This window comes from Ignatzschineria ureiclastica, from assembly GCF_003121845.1.
GTDB lineage: Bacteria > Pseudomonadota > Gammaproteobacteria > Cardiobacteriales > Wohlfahrtiimonadaceae > Ignatzschineria > Ignatzschineria ureiclastica.
In genome coordinates this window covers 47,678-64,534 of sequence record NZ_QEWQ01000006.1, presented here as the reverse complement: position 1 = coordinate 64,534, position 16,857 = coordinate 47,678, and the positions used below count along the sequence as shown (strand labels likewise).

Here is a 16,857-nt window from a genome sequence, read left to right as displayed (position 1 = left end):
ATTATTAAGTGAAGATGTTTGCAAGCTTGTAAGAATCTTCATCCTATAATGATTGTGAATTTTCACCAGCTATTGTAGGGTTTTAAAAGAAGATAAACCTGACTCACCAACACTTGCAAGATGCCGGATAGAACAGCTTCCTTTCCTCGATCAGCCGATGTGCCGGCATGTAAATAAGTCTATTTTGAACCGATCTTACTATATAAGGCTATAGCTTGTATTTTTGTGTCTTTATACAAAAAATCCTGCCGAGAAGGCAGGATTTGATAAAAGATTGAATGCTTCCCATAGCTATATTTTAAATATCGGCTACAGTCAATGAAAATGGCGCTTAGTCGCTATTTCTACTTTTCGAGAAGCGTATACTCATAGCGAGGACGATCACCTTCGCGATAGTATAGAAAATCCTTCTGATAGCTATCTAGGAATCGTTGGCGTTCAGCTTCGCTATTAAACCAACGCTCTGCACTAAAGTTTTCGCCAAGCAGGTTTTCACGACGAAAGGTTGCAAGTTGTGGAAGGGTCATTTTGACGCCGTACTGTTTACTCATTTCAGGATCCCTTTTAAAGTTTGTTGATATATCTTTGTTGATATATCCAATAGTACTAAAATTCGGTGTAAAAGCTCAAAAAATGTATGATTTGTACCATAGAACTAATGAGGTTAACCTCCTGTCATGGACATAATCCGTTTAATCTTGGTGGCATCGGTGCGGAACTCATGTTTTTGTGGTTTTAGGTCAATCGCTTTACGAATTGCTTGATGTAGCTCTTCATCGCTACAGCCATCTCGGAGCATTTCCCGAAGTGGATAGGCTTCTTCTTGGCCTAAACACATATAGAGTGTGCCATCAACAGCTAACCGAACACGATTACAAGTATCACAAAAATGTTGGCTCATCGGGGTGATGAGGCCCATTGTGAACTTGCCATCCGGTGATTCATAGTAACGAGCAGGACCTTGGCCTAAGGTTTTAGTTGAATCAATCAAACCATATTTTTGTCGTAAAGTCTCTAACAGCTTGGTGAGATTATCTCCTTGTGTCTGCTGCCCCGTAACTCCCATTGGCATCGCTTCAATAAGGCGGAGAATTAAACCATTATCCATACAAAATTGGATCATAGAGTCAATATCTTGGTCATTGACACCTATCATGGGCACCATATTGATTTTGATTGTTTCAAATCCCGCTTCTTTAGCAGCAAAGATTCCTTTTTGTACTTTTTCAATACAATCATTACCGGTAATTTGGTGCACAGTGAGCGGATTAATAGAGTCTAAGCTAATATTAAGCCTGTTAAGCCCGGCTTCTTTAAGTGCTTTGGCATGACGTTCAAGCTGCGTCGCATTCGTCGTCATAGATAGGTCTTTGATCGTGGGAATAGCCGCCATTCTAGCGATCAGTTCCGTCACATCTTTCCGTAGTAACGGCTCACCGCCGGTAATTCGGTAGTGATCAGTTCCCATTGCGGAAAACGCTGTGACAACTCGCATAATTTCATCAAATGTGAGCCAATTTTTATTGACCTCAAATCCTTTGAAGCCTTTGGGGATACAGTAAGTACATCTCAGGTCACAGCGATCTGTGACCGAGATTCGTACATAATCTATTTTCCGACCAAATTGATCGATTAACATCGAAAGCCTCCTACAACGGGGATGAAAAGGTAAAAATTACAGTTTGAGATCTAAAATACATTTAGCAATCATCTCTATTTTACGCATTTGAGTGAACTCTTTGCGATAAATAAGTGCTACTTTGCGGGTCGGAACTGGTTCTGTAAATGGGATATAGTGCAATAACTCACTTAAATGATCATCCATTAAAGCATATTTAGGTAATACAGAGATCTGATGACCTGCTGCCACGATATTGCGAATGGTTTCAAGCGAGTGATGATGGGAGTTTGTTGCATTGATCTCTTTACAGCTATCTAAGACCTGATCTCTAAAGCAGTGTCCGATATTGAGCAATAGAGGATCATATTCATGAATCTCTTCTGGCGAGATAATCTCTTTTTCTGCTAAAGGATGGCCTTTAGGGGTTACAACATAGAAAGGCTCTTCATAGAGTTCGATCACCTCAAAAGTTGGATCAGAGATTGGCAGCGCTAAAATTGCAGCATCAATCTCACCGGTTTTTAACATCGGAAGAAGGCTATCTGTCATATTTTCATAAATATGGAGCTGGATCTCTGGCGCATTTTTACGTAATACAGGAATCATTCTAGGAAGAAGATAAGGGGCGATTGTGAAGATCACGCCTAAATTAAAACGGCCTTCCATAGAGTTCGACTCATGGCTAAGCGTAAAGAGTTCGTCAACAAGTTCAAAGATTCTTCTGGCTTTAGGGAGTGCTTTTTCCCCCTCCGGCGTGAGTAATACTTCGTTGGTGGTTCTTTCAAAAAGAGAAACCTCCATTGAAGCTTCTAGGTTTTTGATGCCGATAGAAAGTGCGGGTTGGGAGATGAAGCACTTTTGAGCAGCACGTCCAAAATGTCGCTCTTCTGCGACGGCGATAAAGTAACGAAGTTCATTCAATTTCATGCAACAACCTCATAAAGAAAACTAATTGTGTTAATGATTTACATACTACCATATTTAGATTAAGGTAAATTTAAATAAGCAGGGGAATAATAAAAATTGTCTGGTAGGGAAGGTTGTAAAACGTTAGGCGCAAAAGGCTATAAAATGGGCTAAATGATGAAAGATAGGTTATAATAAAAATAATTTCTTTCTTTTTTAGTTCCTGTCAATTTTTTTTAATCCAAGGTAAATGTGAGCGATAATATGAAACTAATAGATAAGTTCAGAGAAACGTCGGCACTCAATGGTGCAAATCAGACCTATGTAGAAGAGTTATTCGAATCCTATCTGGAAGATCCTCAATCTGTGTCAGCAGAATGGCAACAATATTTTGCTGATTTCAAAAATGAGGATGGTCAAGATGTAGCGCAAGGTCCTGTGAAAAGAGCCTTTGAGCAGATGCGTCATCGAGGCGTTGTTGTGCAGGGTGGAAGCGTTGATGAAGCGCATCTTGCAAAACAGGTAGGTGTTTTACGTTTAATTGAAGAATATCGTCGAAGAGGGCATCAAGTTGCAGACTTATGCCCTCTTCATTTGCGTGAAGATAAAGTGGTTCCTGAATTAAATCCTGCATTCTTCGGTTTAACCGAAATGGATATGGATACCGTCTTCCAAACAGGTGGGCTTGCAGGTAAAGATGCTATGCCACTACGTGAGATCCTCGATACTGTAAAACGTACCTATACCGGTCATATCGGTGTTGAGATCGAACATATCACCAATGATGAAGAGCGTATTTGGCTTAGAAAGCGCTTAGAAGAAGTCAAAGATGGTTATCGCTTCTCAAATGAAGAGCGGATTGAAACGCTTAAGGAATTGGTGGCAGCAGATGGCTTAGAGCGCTATTTACATACGCGTTATGTTGGTCAAAAACGTTTCTCACTCGAAGGTGGTGATGCGTTAATTCCTATGCTTCATGAGATGGTTGTCGGTGCTTCAGACTTTGGTGCTGAAGAGATTGTGATCGGTATGGCGCATCGTGGTCGTTTAAATGTATTGATCAATATTTTAGGTAAAGCACCGAAACAACTCTTTGATGAGTTTGAAGGTCGTCCGACTTTCACTAAAGGTTCAGGTGATGTGAAATATCACATGGGTTTCTCTTCTTCTGTGAAAGCAACCCCTAATAACCCACCTGTTCATTTAGCGCTAGCATTTAACCCATCTCATTTAGAGATCGTGAATCCTGTGGTAGAAGGATCTGTTCGTGCTCGTCTTGAGCGCCGGGTTGGACCTGATACCCCAATGGGCCAATTACCATTTAATACGGTTTTACCTGTATTAATCCATGGTGATGCCGCATTTGCAGGGCAAGGAATTGGTTTAGAAACCTTACAATTGTCACAAGTGCGTGGTTATGCAACGGGAGGTACTTTCCATATTGTTGTCAATAACCAAGTTGGCTTTACCACATCAAACCTCTTAGATGCTCGCTCTTCTGAGTACTGTACAGATCCTGCGAAAATTGTCCAAGCTCCTGTTTTACATGTGAATGGGGATGATCCTGAAGCGGTTAAACATGCGACACAATTAGCATTAGGCTATCGTAATACATTCCATAAAGATGTTGTGGTAGATATCGTCTGTTATCGTCGTCTTGGTCATAACGAGGCTGATGAGCCAAGAGCAACACAACCGATGATGTATAAAAAAGTAGGTGCACATCAAACACCTGCGCGTGTTTATGCTGATAAACTCATTGCAGAAGGTGTCATTACGGAAGAAGATTTCAAAAAATTCACCCAAGAGTATAAAGAGAAAATGGATGCGGGTACGCCTGTGGGTTTCCCAACCATTGATTCAATCAATAGCTCTTATATGCAAAAATGGGAAAAAATCGCTAAGGCACATGACAAGTTTGATGAAGAAGGACCTGTCGTTCCTGATACAAGCGTTGTGAAATCGCGTATTACTGAAATTGCGCAGATCATGAATAAATTGCCTGAGAACTTCAAACTTCATAATCGCGTTGAGAAAATTCATGAGAATCGACTCAAAATGGGTGAAGGTGAGATCGAAATGGATTGGGGCTTTGCAGAAGTCATGGCTTATGCAACACTTCTTGAAGAAGGATATCCTGTGCGTATTTCTGGTGAAGATGCTGGCCGCGGTACATTCTTCCATCGTCATGCGGTTTATCATAACCAAGAAGATGGTAATACTTATATTCCGTTGCAACACCTTACTAAGGATCAAGCACGATTCTCAGTGATTGATTCCATTCTGTCAGAAGCGGGTGTTTTAGGTTTTGAATTCGGTTATGCCGCAACTGAACCTAATGCGCTTGTTATTTGGGAAGCGCAATTTGGTGACTTTGCCAATGGTGCGCAAGTCGTGATCGATCAATTTATCGCTGCGGGTGAAACGAAATGGCGCCGGTTCAATGGCCTTGTCATGTTGCTACCACATGGTTATGAAGGCCAAGGTCCTGAGCATTCATCAGCAAGACCTGAGCGTTTCTTACAAATGTGTGCTGAGAACAATATGAGCTTAGTGGTACCAACAACACCGGCACAGACATTCCATATGCTTCGTCGTCAAATGTTACAAGAGTATCGTAAACCGCTCGTGGTGATGACACCTAAGAGCTTGCTCCGCCATAAACAAGCGGTCAACGTATTAGATGATCTTGCAAATGGTAAATTCCAATCGGTATTACCTGAGATTGATGCGATTGATGCAAACAATGTTGAGCGTGTTGTGATCTCTGTGGGTAAAATTTTCTATGATGTAAGAGATCGTCGTGAAGCAGTGAAAGATAGCAAAACTGCGATTATTCGCCTCGAAGAAATCTATCCATTCCCAACAGCAGCTTTGAAAGCGGAATTGGCGAAATATCCAAAAGCAGCAGAAGTGATCTTTATCCAAGATGAGCCTGCAAACCAAGGTTATGCGACATTTGTTCGTCCATACTTAGAGAATGTGGTCACTGATGAGCAAGAATTAGTCTTTATCACAAGACCCGCTGCCGCTGCGCCTGCGGTTGGTTATAACAATGCCCATGTAAGACAAGAGAAAGCATTATTAGATGCAGTTTTCCCGCTTGCAGATGCCGAGTAAATAAAGTTTTATAACTAAAAACGTTGCGATTTTAAGACTCTATGGTGGTTTAAAGATCGCAACGATCTTCACAAATAAATTAAAGTTTTCTTAAGAGGGATATTCATATAGAGTTACATATAAATCACATATGAATTACATATAAATTTAATTATTAAATTAATATATAATGAGTTTATTAATAAAATAATGGTTGTACTGTATATTTATGAATTCTTAAGAAACTAAAAATATTTTTCAGAGTTATGTTTTAAAAATAGGAGAAATTACAATGAGTATTGAGATTAAAGTTCCAACGCTTCCTGAATCTGTTGCGGATGCGCTTCTTTCTACTTGGCACAAACAAGTGGGTGATCACGTTGAAGAGGGCGAAAACCTTGTTGACCTTGAAACTGACAAAGTGATGTTAGAGGTACCTGCAACGGCAAGCGGTACGATCAAAGAGATCAAAGTCACAGAAGGTACGGATGTAACCGCAGGTACTGTACTTGCAATTATTGAAGCAGGTAGTGCACCAGCAGCGAAAGCAGAAGAAGCCCCCAAAGCGGAAGCACAAGCAGCAGCGCCGGCAGCAAATGAAGATGATGAAGTAGGTATGTCACCTACTGTACGTCGTTTAGTGGAAGAGAATAAACTCGATATTACTAAAATTCCTGCAACAGGCAAAAATGGTCGTCATTTAAAAGAAGATATTGAAAACTTCTTGAAAAATGGTGGGGCTAAAGCAGCGCCTGCAGCTAAATCTGCATCAGTTGCAGCAATGCCGGTAGGTGAGCGTGTAGAGAAACGTGTTCCAATGACGCGTTTACGTGCGCGTATCGCTGAGCGTCTTTTAGATGCAACAAACACCACTGCGATGTTGACTACATTTAATGAGATCAACATGGAACCTGTGATCAGCATGCGTAAGAAATACCAAGATCGCTTTACTAAAGTGCATGGTGTGAAATTAGGCTTTATGTCTTTCTTCGTGAAAGCTGCTGTAGAAGCATTGAAAAAATACCCTGCAGTGAATGCCTCAATCGATGGTAATGATATTGTTTATCATGGTTATTTTGATATCGGTATTGCTGTATCATCACCACGTGGTTTAGTGGTACCTATTATCCGTAATGCGGATCAATTAAGTCTTGCAGATATCGAGAAACAAATTATCGAGTATGCAACTAAAGCGAAAGAGGGTACGCTCACAATTGATGAGATGACTGGCGGTACATTCACAATCACCAATGGTGGCGTATTTGGTTCAATGTTATCAACACCTATCATTAACCCACCACAAAGCGGTATCTTAGGAATGCATAACACTTATGAGCGTCCTATCGTCAAAGATGGTCAAATTATTGCAGCACCAATGATGTATGTTGCACATTCTTATGACCATAGAATTATCGATGGTGCAGAAGCGGTTGGTTTCTTAGTTTCTATTAAGAATGCCTTAGAAGATCCAGCAAGTATGATTCTTGAGCTCTAATATTCTCAATTATTTTGAGTCTATTAAATCATCATTAAGATGAGATGATTGCGATCGTTGTAAGCGATATATTAAGGTCATGAATTATAAGTTATTAATGACTTTACGTAATCTCTCAAGCTTGAATTAAAACTGAAGAATCCTTTATTGCATTAGTCGATAAAGGATTCTTTTTAAAGGAGAAATATAATAATGGCACAAAAAGAATTTGATGTAATCGTTATAGGTGGCGGTCCTGCGGGTTATGTCGCGGCGATTCGTGCAGCGCAATTAGGTTTAAAAACAGCTTGTGTTGAGAAGTGGATCGGTAAATCAGGCAAGCCTGCATTAGGTGGTACTTGCTTAAATGTCGGTTGTATCCCATCTAAAGCATTGCTGGAGTCTTCTGCGCTTTTTGAAGAAGCGAAAGATCATTCAGCGGTTCATGGTATTACAGTGGGTGATATCAAAATGGATCCTAAAGCAATGATTGAACGTAAAGATAAGATTGTTGCAGAATTAACCGGCGGTATCGCGATGTTATTCCAAGCGAATAAGGTGGAATGGCTACAAGGTACAGGTAAATTGCTCAAAGAAAATGTTGTTGAAGTGACAAGCCATGAAGGTAAAGCAGAAACTTATAAAGCGAAAGATATCATTCTCGCCACAGGTTCTGTGCCTATGGATATTCCGCCTGCAAAAGTGGATAACAAACGTATTATCGATTCAACCGGCGCACTTGATCTGACAGAAGTGCCAAAACGTTTAGGTGTAATTGGTGCAGGTGTTATCGGTCTTGAGATGGCAAGTGTTTGGTCACGTTTAGGGGCAGAAGTTGTGATTTTTGAAGCAATGGATCAGTTCCTTTCAGCGGCAGATCAAGCTATTGCGAAGGATGCAGCGAAACACTTCAAAAAACAAGGGTTAGATATTCGTTTAGGCGCAAAAGTAACGGGCTCTACAGCAACGGATAAAGATGTCACCGTTCAATATAGTGATAAATCAGGTGAACATGAAGAGACGTTTGATTACTTGCTTGTTGCTGTTGGTCGCCGGGCATTTACGGAAAATATCGTAGATCCTGCTGTTGGTCTTGAAATGGATGGCCGTATGGTGAAAGTAGATGACCAATGTAAAACAAATCTTCCACATGTTTGGGCTATTGGTGATTTAGTACGCGGTCCTATGCTCGCGCATAAAGGTTCTGCAGAAGGGATTGCGGTTGCACAGTGGATTGCTGGGCAATATGGTCGTGTGAATTATGATGTGATTCCTTGGGTCATCTATACGCATCCTGAAATTGCTTGGGCAGGTAAAACTGAAGAGCAGTGTAAAGCAGAAGGCATTGCTGTGATTACAAGCTCATTCCCATTTGCAGCATCAGGTCGCGCAAAAGCGATGGGAGCGACTGAAGGGATGATCAAAATGATCGCCGATGCGAAAACAGATAAGTTACTCGGAGTTCATATCGTAGGGCCTAATGCTTCTGAATTAATCCATGAAGCCGTGATCGTACTTGAATTTGGTGGTACTTCTGAAGATATCGCAAGCACTATTCATGCACATCCAACGTTAGCGGAAGGTGTGATGGAAGCAGCTCATGGTATTCATAAGAGTGCGATTCATATGATGAATCGTAAATAGATAGTGATAATATTGTAATTTTTACGATAGAGACGTTGTCAAGAGTGCTGTAAAGCATGAAGCAATACAAAATAGATGCCATTGATGAAAGTCAGTGGCATTTTTTATGATCATTGATGAGATATAAGCACATTTTTAATGAAATTGGTGAATAGAGCTGATAAAACTTGGTGATAAACTATGAAATAACAATATGATTTTTGAACTTTGGTTTGGCTTTAAAATTGTATTGATACAATATCCTTGCCTTGCTATAATTTTCGCGCCTCTTGATAGATTAAGGAGAGGTTATGTCATATCATATGAATGAAATTGACATACTCAAGCTATTATTTGGAAACTTTTCTGTACAGAATACACAAAGATTGCTTATCGAAATCTTTATATAAAAACAGGTCATTGTTCAAGTTATCCAATTTAAAAATCTCTTTTTATTGTCTGTATTGCCAATCTAAGTATTTTGTAGAAATACCGTGATGATCCCCATTTCACGAAATAATGATCAAGTCGGAACATTCAAGATCTGAATAACTATCTCATGTATCCTAATTTTGTGAATTTTGCCAAATGCACCCTAGAGAATATAGCAGTGACGTTGTTTCAATATCTGTAATATACTTTGCATAAGTCGTTTGAGAGGGATTAACAAATATCCTGATATTTTAATTTAAGGATTTTATATGTCGAATCGAAATACAAGTCAGAGTTTAAATAAAGCTAAAAATGAAAAGAATGATGAATTTTATACTCAATACTCTGATATCGAGAAAGAGATTCAGGCATATTTAGACTTTAATCCTAATGCTTTTAAAGACAAGACAGTTCTTTTACCTTGTGATGATCCTGAATGGAGTAATTTTACACGTTATTTTGTTCAAAATTTTATACATCTAGGTTTGAAAAAGTTAATCAGTACCAGCTATGCCTCTCCCCAAAATGAAGTGCAAATGCCTTATCAGTCAAGGTTATTTGAATTAGATGACCTTGAGTATGATAAACAGAAATTAGCTCAAAAAGGAAAAATTTTCACGCTTACTAGCGAGAGTAATGCTCATAGTAGGATTAACGTAGATGATTTAGAGTGGAAGTATTTACAAGGAGATGGTGATTTTAGAAGCGATGAAATCAAAGTCTTAAGAGACGAAGTGGATATGATTATCACGAATCCCCCTTTTTCTCTATTCCGTGAATTTTTAGCGTGGATTATGGAAGTAGATAAAGAGTTCGCTATTATTGGGAATATGAACGCTATCACTTATAAAGATGTCTTTCCACTTATTCAAGCGAATAAAATGTGGCTAGGAGCAACTATTAGTAGTGGAGATAGAGAATTTAGAGTTCCTGATAACTACCCTTTAAATGCTGTTGGGACAAGAATAGATGAACAAGGGAATAAATATATTCGTGTTAAAGGAGTACGTTGGTTTACCAACATAGAACATGGCCGAAGACATAAACCATTACAACTAATGACAATGTCAGATAATTTTAAATTCAATAAAAGCCTATCAAAAACAAGAGCTTATAAAGAATATGATAATTACAAGGCAATAGAGGTTCCTAGAACAAATGCAATCCCAAGTGATTATCAAGGGATTATGGGAGTCCCTATATCTTTCTTGGATAAATACAACCCTGAACAGTTTGAAATTCTAGGTATGGACTTTTACGTGAAAGATGGTTTTTTGAACAGTGTTATTTCAGAAAATTGGAATGGTAAGCTTGATCGGGCTTATTTGAATGGCGAACGATTATATTCAAGAGTATTGATTTCTCATAAGGGGATTTAAATGGATATTTATTACGTTGATTGCATAAATGGAGAGTTGATCCAAGATTCCAATGGAGAAGCATTATGCCATTCCTTCTCTAACTTACCATTTAGAATTCAAAAAATTGTTTTAACACCTACCAGTCACAGTAGCATTAACATCATTGAACAAGCTAAAAAAAGGTTGGAGTTGATTAGGTTTAATCCTGCTAATTCGTCAGGTGTTATTAGAGATAATACAGAAATTAGATTTAAATCATTTTGTGGTCTTATCATTGAGCAGTTGTGTTTTTCTATGCTCACTTATTACAATAAAAATCCTAACGTGAAAATTGAGCTAGATGATAATAATCATTCAATAAATCAAATTGACTTAAAAATTCAAAAGAGATGGACTGATCATCAATTGATTGAGAGGTCGATTACAAAAACAGTGGAAATTAGATCTTCCTTCCCATTCAAGCCCATAGAAAAAGTGGTTGCACAAGATTTCGATATTTTAGGTGGATATAGAAATGATGTAAAAAAAGGGGAAATTGAAAAGGATTTTTACCTTAGATTTTTATTTTCTTTAAATTACACGCCTGAATCGTATGTAAGAGAAAATCAAAAAATTGACTATAGCAAAACATCTACTAATGTTTTAAAAAATGTTTATTTTGATGAAAACCTAAATCTTAAAACAGATTTAACGATATATTTCATTGGTGGTGCGACAAATTCAATGATGTTAGATGAAAGTATCGCGTACAATGGGAACATGAGATCATCCAATTTTAATCAGTCTAATATAGCCCAATATAAAAAGATCAAAGCCAGAAATGCTCTTGATTGTATTGCGATCATGCAAATGATGTTAAATGTCATCACAACTGAAGCCATTAACGGCAAGTAAATAATAGCTCCAAGACAATTTTACAATAAAACCTCATTTGTAATAGTTTTTATATGTGTATCTTTTTGATATTATTGATATAAATGTAGTTGATCAAAAAACAAACAAAAAAATCTTTAAGAATGTTTGACATAGTAGGGTTCCTATACTATTATAGCCTCCTGTTCACGAGGAACACCTAGTAAACAGCGACGATAAGTCCCTATCGTCTAGTGGTTAGGACACTGCCCTTTCACGGCGGCAACCGGGGTTCGAATCCCCGTAGGGACGCCAAATTAAGAAGCCTACTGTTTCAAACAGTAGGCTTTTTTGCATAATCGACTTTTATTGTACAACCAAAATTTATAGCGGGTAAAAGGAGTATATTATGGCGAAAATCTTGATCTGTTCTATTTCTGATGTTGCGCCGGGCGAGATGCGTAAGTTTGAAACAGAAGTCGGCGATCTCCTGTTATTTAACAGAGAGGGGGAGTTTTATGTCACTGACGATCAATGTACCCATGCAACGGCATCACTCGCAGAAGGGGATTATTTTGATGATACCGTGAGCTGTCCTAAGCATTGGGGAGAGTTTAATATTATCACAGGAGAAGCGACCGCCGCGCCTTGTCGAAAACCCTTGAGAACTTATTTTGTGATGGTTGAAGATGATCAAATCTATGTAGATAGTGAGCGTGAAGCCGCGGGTGCTTTGAAGGCTTAAATGCGCTTATTTTAAATCGATCTTACTAGATATAAACGATATTAGATGCAGATGTTGTAGACTAAAAATCCCCGAAGGATAGAATTCCCTCGGGGATTTTGCTTATTAAGGCTTGGTGGTTTAACGTCACTTAATCGTGAAAGATTGTGTTTTAACGACTATTGAGTGACTTTTTTATTGACCAAATCTCAGAGATTGTTTGAATCATTGGCTTAATGATAATCGATGATCACTTTCATCGCTTTCTCATCCGCTGCATTTTTGAAGACTTTATAAGCATGCTCGAGATCTTCAAATTTGAAATGATGGGTAATCATTTTATCAAGGGGTAATTTACCTGAACAGCACGTTTTAAGGAGCATATCAGTTGTATTAGCATTCACTAAACCGGTAGTAATTTTTAAGTTTTTGATCCACAATTTTTCAAGTGCAAAATCGACAGATTGTCCATGTACACCTACGTTAGCGATGTTACCACCCTCTTTTACAACGTGCTGACAGACATTCCAAGTCGCCGGAATACCCACTGCTTCAATGGCACAATCAACGCCGCGACCATTCGTGAGCTCGCGAATCTTCGCAATGGCATCCTCTTTACCTGAATTCACCACTTTTGTTGCCCCCATTTCAAGCGCCATATTGAGACGGTTTTCATCCATATCAACAACGATAATTTCGCTAGGAGAGTAGAGCTGTGCCGTTAAGAGCGCCGCCATACCGATAGGGCCTGCACCGACAATCGCTACAGTATCACCAGGTTTAACATCACCATACTGTACACCAATCTCGTGAGATGTCGGGAGTGCGTCAGAGAGAAGCACCGCGATATCTTCATTGAGTTCTGTAGGAATATGATAGAGCGAAGTATCCGCAAATGGCGTACGCACATATTCGGCTTGGGTTCCATCAATCATATACCCCATAATCCAGCCGCCCTCATTCATACAATGGGCATTGAGCTGTTTTTGACAGTTTTCGCAAGTACCACAGCGGCTCACACAAGAGATAATGACTTTATCTCCTTTTTTGAATTTTTTAACGGCGCTACCGACTTCCTCAACGATGCCAATCCCTTCATGTCCCAAAATACGGCCATTGAATGTGCCATTTTTCTCGATTTCAGTCGCCTCAATTTCAGGATTTTTGCCCTTCATAATACCAAGGTCAGTACCACAAATAGTCGTTTTAGTCAGCTTGATAATCGCATCAGTGGGTTCGATGATCTTAGGGGTAGGGCGCTCTTCAAAGCGAAGATCATTTTCACCATAATAAACCATTGCTTTCATTGTATCTTTCATAGACAAACTCCTTGCTATCAAGTGGATAAATCAGTGTTGTCTATCTATATTAGTGGATAATATAAAAAATAACAATTTATTAAAATAATTTAAATAAATATATAATTATTGTATATATCTATATTTTTAATCAAATGGTTATTTCGATGGTTTTCAAAGGGTTCTGATGGTTTTGAAAATTTTTATTTCAAAAAAACATTCTAACTCAAAGTGTTATTAAGGCTACTTCAAATGTGCTAGATAAAAAATATCCTCAGTCGCTAATTTATATCAAATAAGATCAGTGCTGAGGATCATTATCGTAACGGTTTTTATTTTTAAAGTGTTTAAGCTTTTTTCATAAATTCTGATTTCAACTGTAGGCTAGTACCATTCACTTTGCAGTCTAGGTTATGATCGCCTTCAGTGATACGAATGCCTTTAATCATCGTGCCTTGTTTGATCACCATAGAAGACCCTCGAACTTTGAGATCTTTAATCACAGTGACCGAATCACCATCTTTAAGGATAGTACCGTGCGCATCACGTGCTGTGAGTCCTTCCTCTTCAACGGCTTCTTCTGAAACAGACCATTCATAGCCACAATCCGGGCAGAAATAGAATTCAGTATCACTATAAGTGTGATCCATTCCACATTGTGGGCAAGTTGGCATATTTGTCATAGTTTTATCTCCAAAAAATTCATAATCGGCTATCGACTAGTGTTTGATTTGATCTTGAGCGATCTTAATATAAAGGGGCTATCCTTAATATGAAAGCGCAATATTAATAATCTCATGAGCGTAAAGCTTAATATTGTTAAATATTGCTTACATTATTCTATTTAATCTTATCTAATCGACTTATGCGGGCAATATACCGAAATAAAATCAAAAAATCGAGGAGTTTTGCCTTTTATCCTCAGAGAATAAGCCTTGAGATTCGGGGGGAGAGTGGATTAAGATGAAGGTAAATATCCTGTTTTCACATTTTCAGAGAGGTTAATATGATGAAGTCAACTGTAAGTAGCGCTCCTCAAACAATGATTAAAGGAATTGCATTTGATCTTGATGGCACGTTGATTAATAGTGCGGCAGGCCTTGCTGAAGCTGTGGATATGATGCTGGCTCGCCTAGGCTACCCTGCGGCCGGTGTTGATAAGGTATCGCTCTGGATTGGTCACGGGGCGATTAGCTTAGTAGAAACTGCGTTGAAATCTGCCGGCGGAGAAGTCGCTATGCAGCAATTCCCGCAAGCATTTTCGCTATTTAATCAATTTTATAAGGCAGTCTTAGAGAAAGGAAGCGAACTCTATCCTGATGTGCGAGAGACACTGTGGACCTTAAAAGAAGCGGGATTACGATTAGGGATCGTGACCAATAAACCGACTCAATTTTTACCTGATCTGCTTGATGAGTTGCATTTAACTACGCTCTTTGATCTTGTGTTAGGGGCAGATGATGTAGTGATGAAAAAACCGCATCCTGCGCCACTTTTTAAAGTTTTAGGGGAATGGGGATTATTGCAATCAGAGTTACTCTTTGTGGGGGATTCTCGCAATGATATCCAAGCGGCAAAAGCTGCCGGCATTGCCTCAGTGGGATTAACGTATGGCTATAATTTTGGCGTTCCGCTTGCAGATTCAAATCCAACCTATCTGATTCGAGATTTTAAATCCTTATTGCAGATTGAGCCACTTAAAGCCTTAGTTGCACCCTTCGTTAAATCAGAATAGAGGTCATATTTAGTATTTAGTAAGTTCAGGAAGATCAGTAACAGTAGCAAAATTGAGTATCGTAATATCGGTGCAAAATAAGCTTTAAAATAATCCTTATTGAAATGCTGGCACATCGCTTGTCAGAAGCAAGGAAACCATTCTATTCGGCATCTTGTTGCTATGGTTTAGATAAAGTTTTATCTTTTTTAAGTCTCATAAAATAGGCAATAAAAAATCCGTAATCGTTGAGGTTTTAAATGATCTCAATATTACGGATTTTTATGCTGTCGATGATTCAATCTACCGCTAAGAGTAGTAGATTACAGCGCTTTATAGCAGATTGATTATGCGCCAATTGCCGGGAAGATAGGAAGCATCAAGAAGACCTTAATGACAATCACATTCACTAAGTCAATAAAGAATGCCCCTACCATCGGGACGACTAAGAAGGCTTTTTTCGAGGGGCCAAAGCGTTCTGTAACAGCCTGCATGTTGGCAATCGCCGTAGGGGTTGCGCCTAAACCAAATCCACAGTGCCCCGCTGCAAATACTGCCCCATCTAAATTACGTCCCATCACATTGTAGGTTACGAAAATCGCATAGAGCGCCATAAAGCAAGCTTGAACTGCGAGAATAATAATCATCGGGATTGCCAGTGATTTGAGTTCCCACAATTTAAGGCTCATTAAAGCAAGCGCAAGGAAAAGGGAGAGACTGACGTTACCCACGAGAGAGACAGATCGTTCAAAGATAATCTGATCACTAATCAGAGAGAGTACATTATTAATAATGACGGCGACAAATAGCACACAAACGAAAGTGGGAAGGGCAAATTTCGTGCCATCTAGTGCATCTGAAATAATAATCCCGAGGGTAATGGAGATCAGAATCATCGTAATAGTTTCAAGCAGGGCACGTGAAGTGATCCGGCGACTTGCTCTAGGCTGTTCAAACGCTGTACTGTCGTCTGAAGCTTCTTCTGGTTTGGGATCATCTAAAATAGAGCTATCAAGTTTCGGTTGACGTTTACGAAGTAGGAATCGAGCAACTGGTCCACCGACAAGTCCGCCTAATACTAATCCGAAGGTTGCACAAGCCATTGCTAATTCAGTGGCATTGGTGAAACCATATTTTTGGGCAAAAGTCGTTCCCCAAGCGGCACCTGTTCCGTGACCACCGGCAAGAGTAATGGATCCTGCTAAAAGCCCCATTAATGGATCTAAGCCTAAAAGCGAAGCCAAGCCAACCCCCACACTATTTTGGATAATAAGGAATACAACAACGACAACGAGAAAGATGACGAGCGAAAGACCGCCGGAAAGAAGGCTTTTGAAGTTTGCATTAAGGCCGATAGTTGCGAAGAACATCAGCATCAATGGCGTTTGTAAAACTGTATCGAATTTAATTTCAAAATCGAAGAAGCTTTTGAGAATCAAAATGGTGAACGCGACAATTAAACCGCCGGCAACGGGGCTCGGGATTGTAAATTTATCAAGGGCAGGGATCTTTGCGACCACTACGCGTCCTAGTAGTAATGTCAGACACGCCATAACCATCGTGCCATAGACATCAAACGAGATCATACTTGAACTGATCATATTGTGACTCCTATGTTTGCAATATTATTAGAATAATTTTTGCCATAAAATCTAGCATACTTCTTGACTAATTTATAACTAAATTTAAATTCACTTACAAATTACGGGAATTATTCTCGCCTTTAACTCATCTATTTTTGAGGTTTTGAAAG

General features: G+C 39.1%; 13 protein-coding genes and 1 tRNA gene. 8 read left to right on the top strand and 6 right to left on the bottom strand.

What is annotated here, in order from left to right:
* Positions 1-344: 344 nt before the first annotated feature.
* The 3 genes from DC083_RS08680 to DC083_RS08670 all read right to left on the bottom strand — a co-directional run bounded on the left by DC083_RS08680 (position 345) and on the right by DC083_RS08670 (position 2,548).
* Positions 345-551 carry a hypothetical protein gene (locus DC083_RS08680; RefSeq protein ID WP_109189827.1) on the bottom strand — a complete coding sequence of 69 codons (207 nt, stop codon included), beginning with the start codon at positions 549-551 and terminating at the stop codon, positions 345-347.
* Positions 552-664: 113 nt separating this feature from the next.
* Positions 665-1,639 carry a GTP 3',8-cyclase MoaA gene (moaA, locus tag DC083_RS08675; RefSeq protein ID WP_109189826.1) on the bottom strand — a complete coding sequence of 325 codons (975 nt, stop codon included), beginning with the start codon at positions 1,637-1,639 and terminating at the stop codon, positions 665-667.
* Positions 1,640-1,675: 36 nt separating this feature from the next.
* The gene (locus tag DC083_RS08670; RefSeq protein WP_109189825.1) at positions 1,676-2,548 is read right to left on the bottom strand and encodes a LysR substrate-binding domain-containing protein; all 873 of its coding nucleotides are present in this window, start codon (positions 2,546-2,548) and stop codon (positions 1,676-1,678) included.
* 243 nt (positions 2,549-2,791) lie between these two features.
* Between DC083_RS08670 and DC083_RS08665 the strand changes: the two genes are divergently transcribed.
* The 7 genes from DC083_RS08665 (at position 2,792) to DC083_RS08635 (ending at position 12,113) form a co-directional block, all read left to right on the top strand.
* Positions 2,792-5,647, top strand: a complete 2,856-nt coding sequence (locus DC083_RS08665; RefSeq protein ID WP_109189824.1) for a 2-oxoglutarate dehydrogenase E1 component — start codon at positions 2,792-2,794, stop codon at positions 5,645-5,647.
* 271 nt (positions 5,648-5,918) lie between these two features.
* Complete coding sequence (gene odhB, locus DC083_RS08660) at positions 5,919-7,121, top strand: 2-oxoglutarate dehydrogenase complex dihydrolipoyllysine-residue succinyltransferase (RefSeq protein ID WP_109189823.1); 1,203 nt, start codon at positions 5,919-5,921, stop codon at positions 7,119-7,121.
* A gap of 192 nt (positions 7,122-7,313) precedes the next feature.
* The gene (gene lpdA / locus DC083_RS08655) at positions 7,314-8,744 is read left to right on the top strand and encodes a dihydrolipoyl dehydrogenase (protein ID WP_109189822.1); all 1,431 of its coding nucleotides are present in this window, start codon (positions 7,314-7,316) and stop codon (positions 8,742-8,744) included.
* A gap of 680 nt (positions 8,745-9,424) precedes the next feature.
* A complete protein-coding gene (locus DC083_RS08650; RefSeq protein WP_109189821.1) occupies positions 9,425-10,534 on the top strand; it encodes an adenine-specific methyltransferase EcoRI family protein in 1,110 nt (369 codons plus the stop codon).
* Positions 10,535-11,410 (top strand): hypothetical protein, encoded by an 876-nt coding sequence (locus DC083_RS08645; RefSeq protein ID WP_109189820.1) that lies wholly within the window; start codon positions 10,535-10,537, stop codon positions 11,408-11,410.
* A 198-nt stretch (positions 11,411-11,608) separates the two neighbouring features.
* A tRNA-Glu gene (locus DC083_RS08640) sits at positions 11,609-11,683 on the top strand.
* Between the two features lie 94 nt (positions 11,684-11,777).
* Positions 11,778-12,113, top strand: a complete 336-nt coding sequence (locus DC083_RS08635) for a non-heme iron oxygenase ferredoxin subunit (protein WP_109189819.1) — start codon at positions 11,778-11,780, stop codon at positions 12,111-12,113.
* 212 nt (positions 12,114-12,325) lie between these two features.
* Here DC083_RS08635 and DC083_RS08630 read toward each other — a convergent pair whose 3' ends face one another.
* Both DC083_RS08630 and DC083_RS08625 read right to left on the bottom strand, forming a co-directional pair.
* Positions 12,326-13,399, bottom strand: a complete 1,074-nt coding sequence (locus tag DC083_RS08630) for a zinc-dependent alcohol dehydrogenase family protein (RefSeq protein ID WP_373296765.1) — start codon at positions 13,397-13,399, stop codon at positions 12,326-12,328.
* 338 nt (positions 13,400-13,737) lie between these two features.
* Complete coding sequence (locus DC083_RS08625) at positions 13,738-14,073, bottom strand: zinc ribbon domain-containing protein YjdM (RefSeq protein ID WP_109189817.1); 336 nt, start codon at positions 14,071-14,073, stop codon at positions 13,738-13,740.
* A 326-nt stretch (positions 14,074-14,399) separates the two neighbouring features.
* Here DC083_RS08625 and DC083_RS08620 point away from each other — a divergent pair, with 326 nt between their 5' ends.
* Positions 14,400-15,125 carry a phosphoglycolate phosphatase gene (locus tag DC083_RS08620; RefSeq protein ID WP_109189974.1) on the top strand — a complete coding sequence of 242 codons (726 nt, stop codon included), beginning with the start codon at positions 14,400-14,402 and terminating at the stop codon, positions 15,123-15,125.
* A 326-nt stretch (positions 15,126-15,451) separates the two neighbouring features.
* Here the strand turns inward: DC083_RS08620 and gltS are convergent, their stop codons facing one another.
* Positions 15,452-16,690 (bottom strand): sodium/glutamate symporter, encoded by a 1,239-nt coding sequence (gene gltS, locus DC083_RS08615; RefSeq protein ID WP_109189973.1) that lies wholly within the window; start codon positions 16,688-16,690, stop codon positions 15,452-15,454.
* Positions 16,691-16,857: the final 167 nt, after the last annotated feature.

Bases quoted from the DNA above. Each gene is read 5' to 3' on its own strand.
- DC083_RS08680 (WP_109189827.1), bottom strand. From the start codon at position 551: ATGAGTAAACAGTACGGCGTCAAAATGACCCTTCCACAACTTGCAACC.
- moaA (WP_109189826.1), bottom strand. From the start codon at position 1,639: ATGTTAATCGATCAATTTGGTCGGAAAATAGATTATGTACGAATCTCG.
- DC083_RS08670 (WP_109189825.1), bottom strand. From the start codon at position 2,548: ATGAAATTGAATGAACTTCGTTACTTTATCGCCGTCGCAGAAGAGCGA.
- DC083_RS08665 (WP_109189824.1), top strand. From the start codon at position 2,792: ATGAAACTAATAGATAAGTTCAGAGAAACGTCGGCACTCAATGGTGCA.
- odhB (WP_109189823.1), top strand. From the start codon at position 5,919: ATGAGTATTGAGATTAAAGTTCCAACGCTTCCTGAATCTGTTGCGGAT.
- lpdA (WP_109189822.1), top strand. From the start codon at position 7,314: ATGGCACAAAAAGAATTTGATGTAATCGTTATAGGTGGCGGTCCTGCG.
- DC083_RS08650 (WP_109189821.1), top strand. From the start codon at position 9,425: ATGTCGAATCGAAATACAAGTCAGAGTTTAAATAAAGCTAAAAATGAA.
- DC083_RS08645 (WP_109189820.1), top strand. From the start codon at position 10,535: ATGGATATTTATTACGTTGATTGCATAAATGGAGAGTTGATCCAAGAT.
- DC083_RS08635 (WP_109189819.1), top strand. From the start codon at position 11,778: ATGGCGAAAATCTTGATCTGTTCTATTTCTGATGTTGCGCCGGGCGAG.
- DC083_RS08630 (WP_373296765.1), bottom strand. From the start codon at position 13,399: ATGAAAGCAATGGTTTATTATGGTGAAAATGATCTTCGCTTTGAAGAG.
- DC083_RS08625 (WP_109189817.1), bottom strand. From the start codon at position 14,073: ATGACAAATATGCCAACTTGCCCACAATGTGGAATGGATCACACTTAT.
- DC083_RS08620 (WP_109189974.1), top strand. From the start codon at position 14,400: ATGAAGTCAACTGTAAGTAGCGCTCCTCAAACAATGATTAAAGGAATT.
- gltS (WP_109189973.1), bottom strand. From the start codon at position 16,690: ATGATCTCGTTTGATGTCTATGGCACGATGGTTATGGCGTGTCTGACA.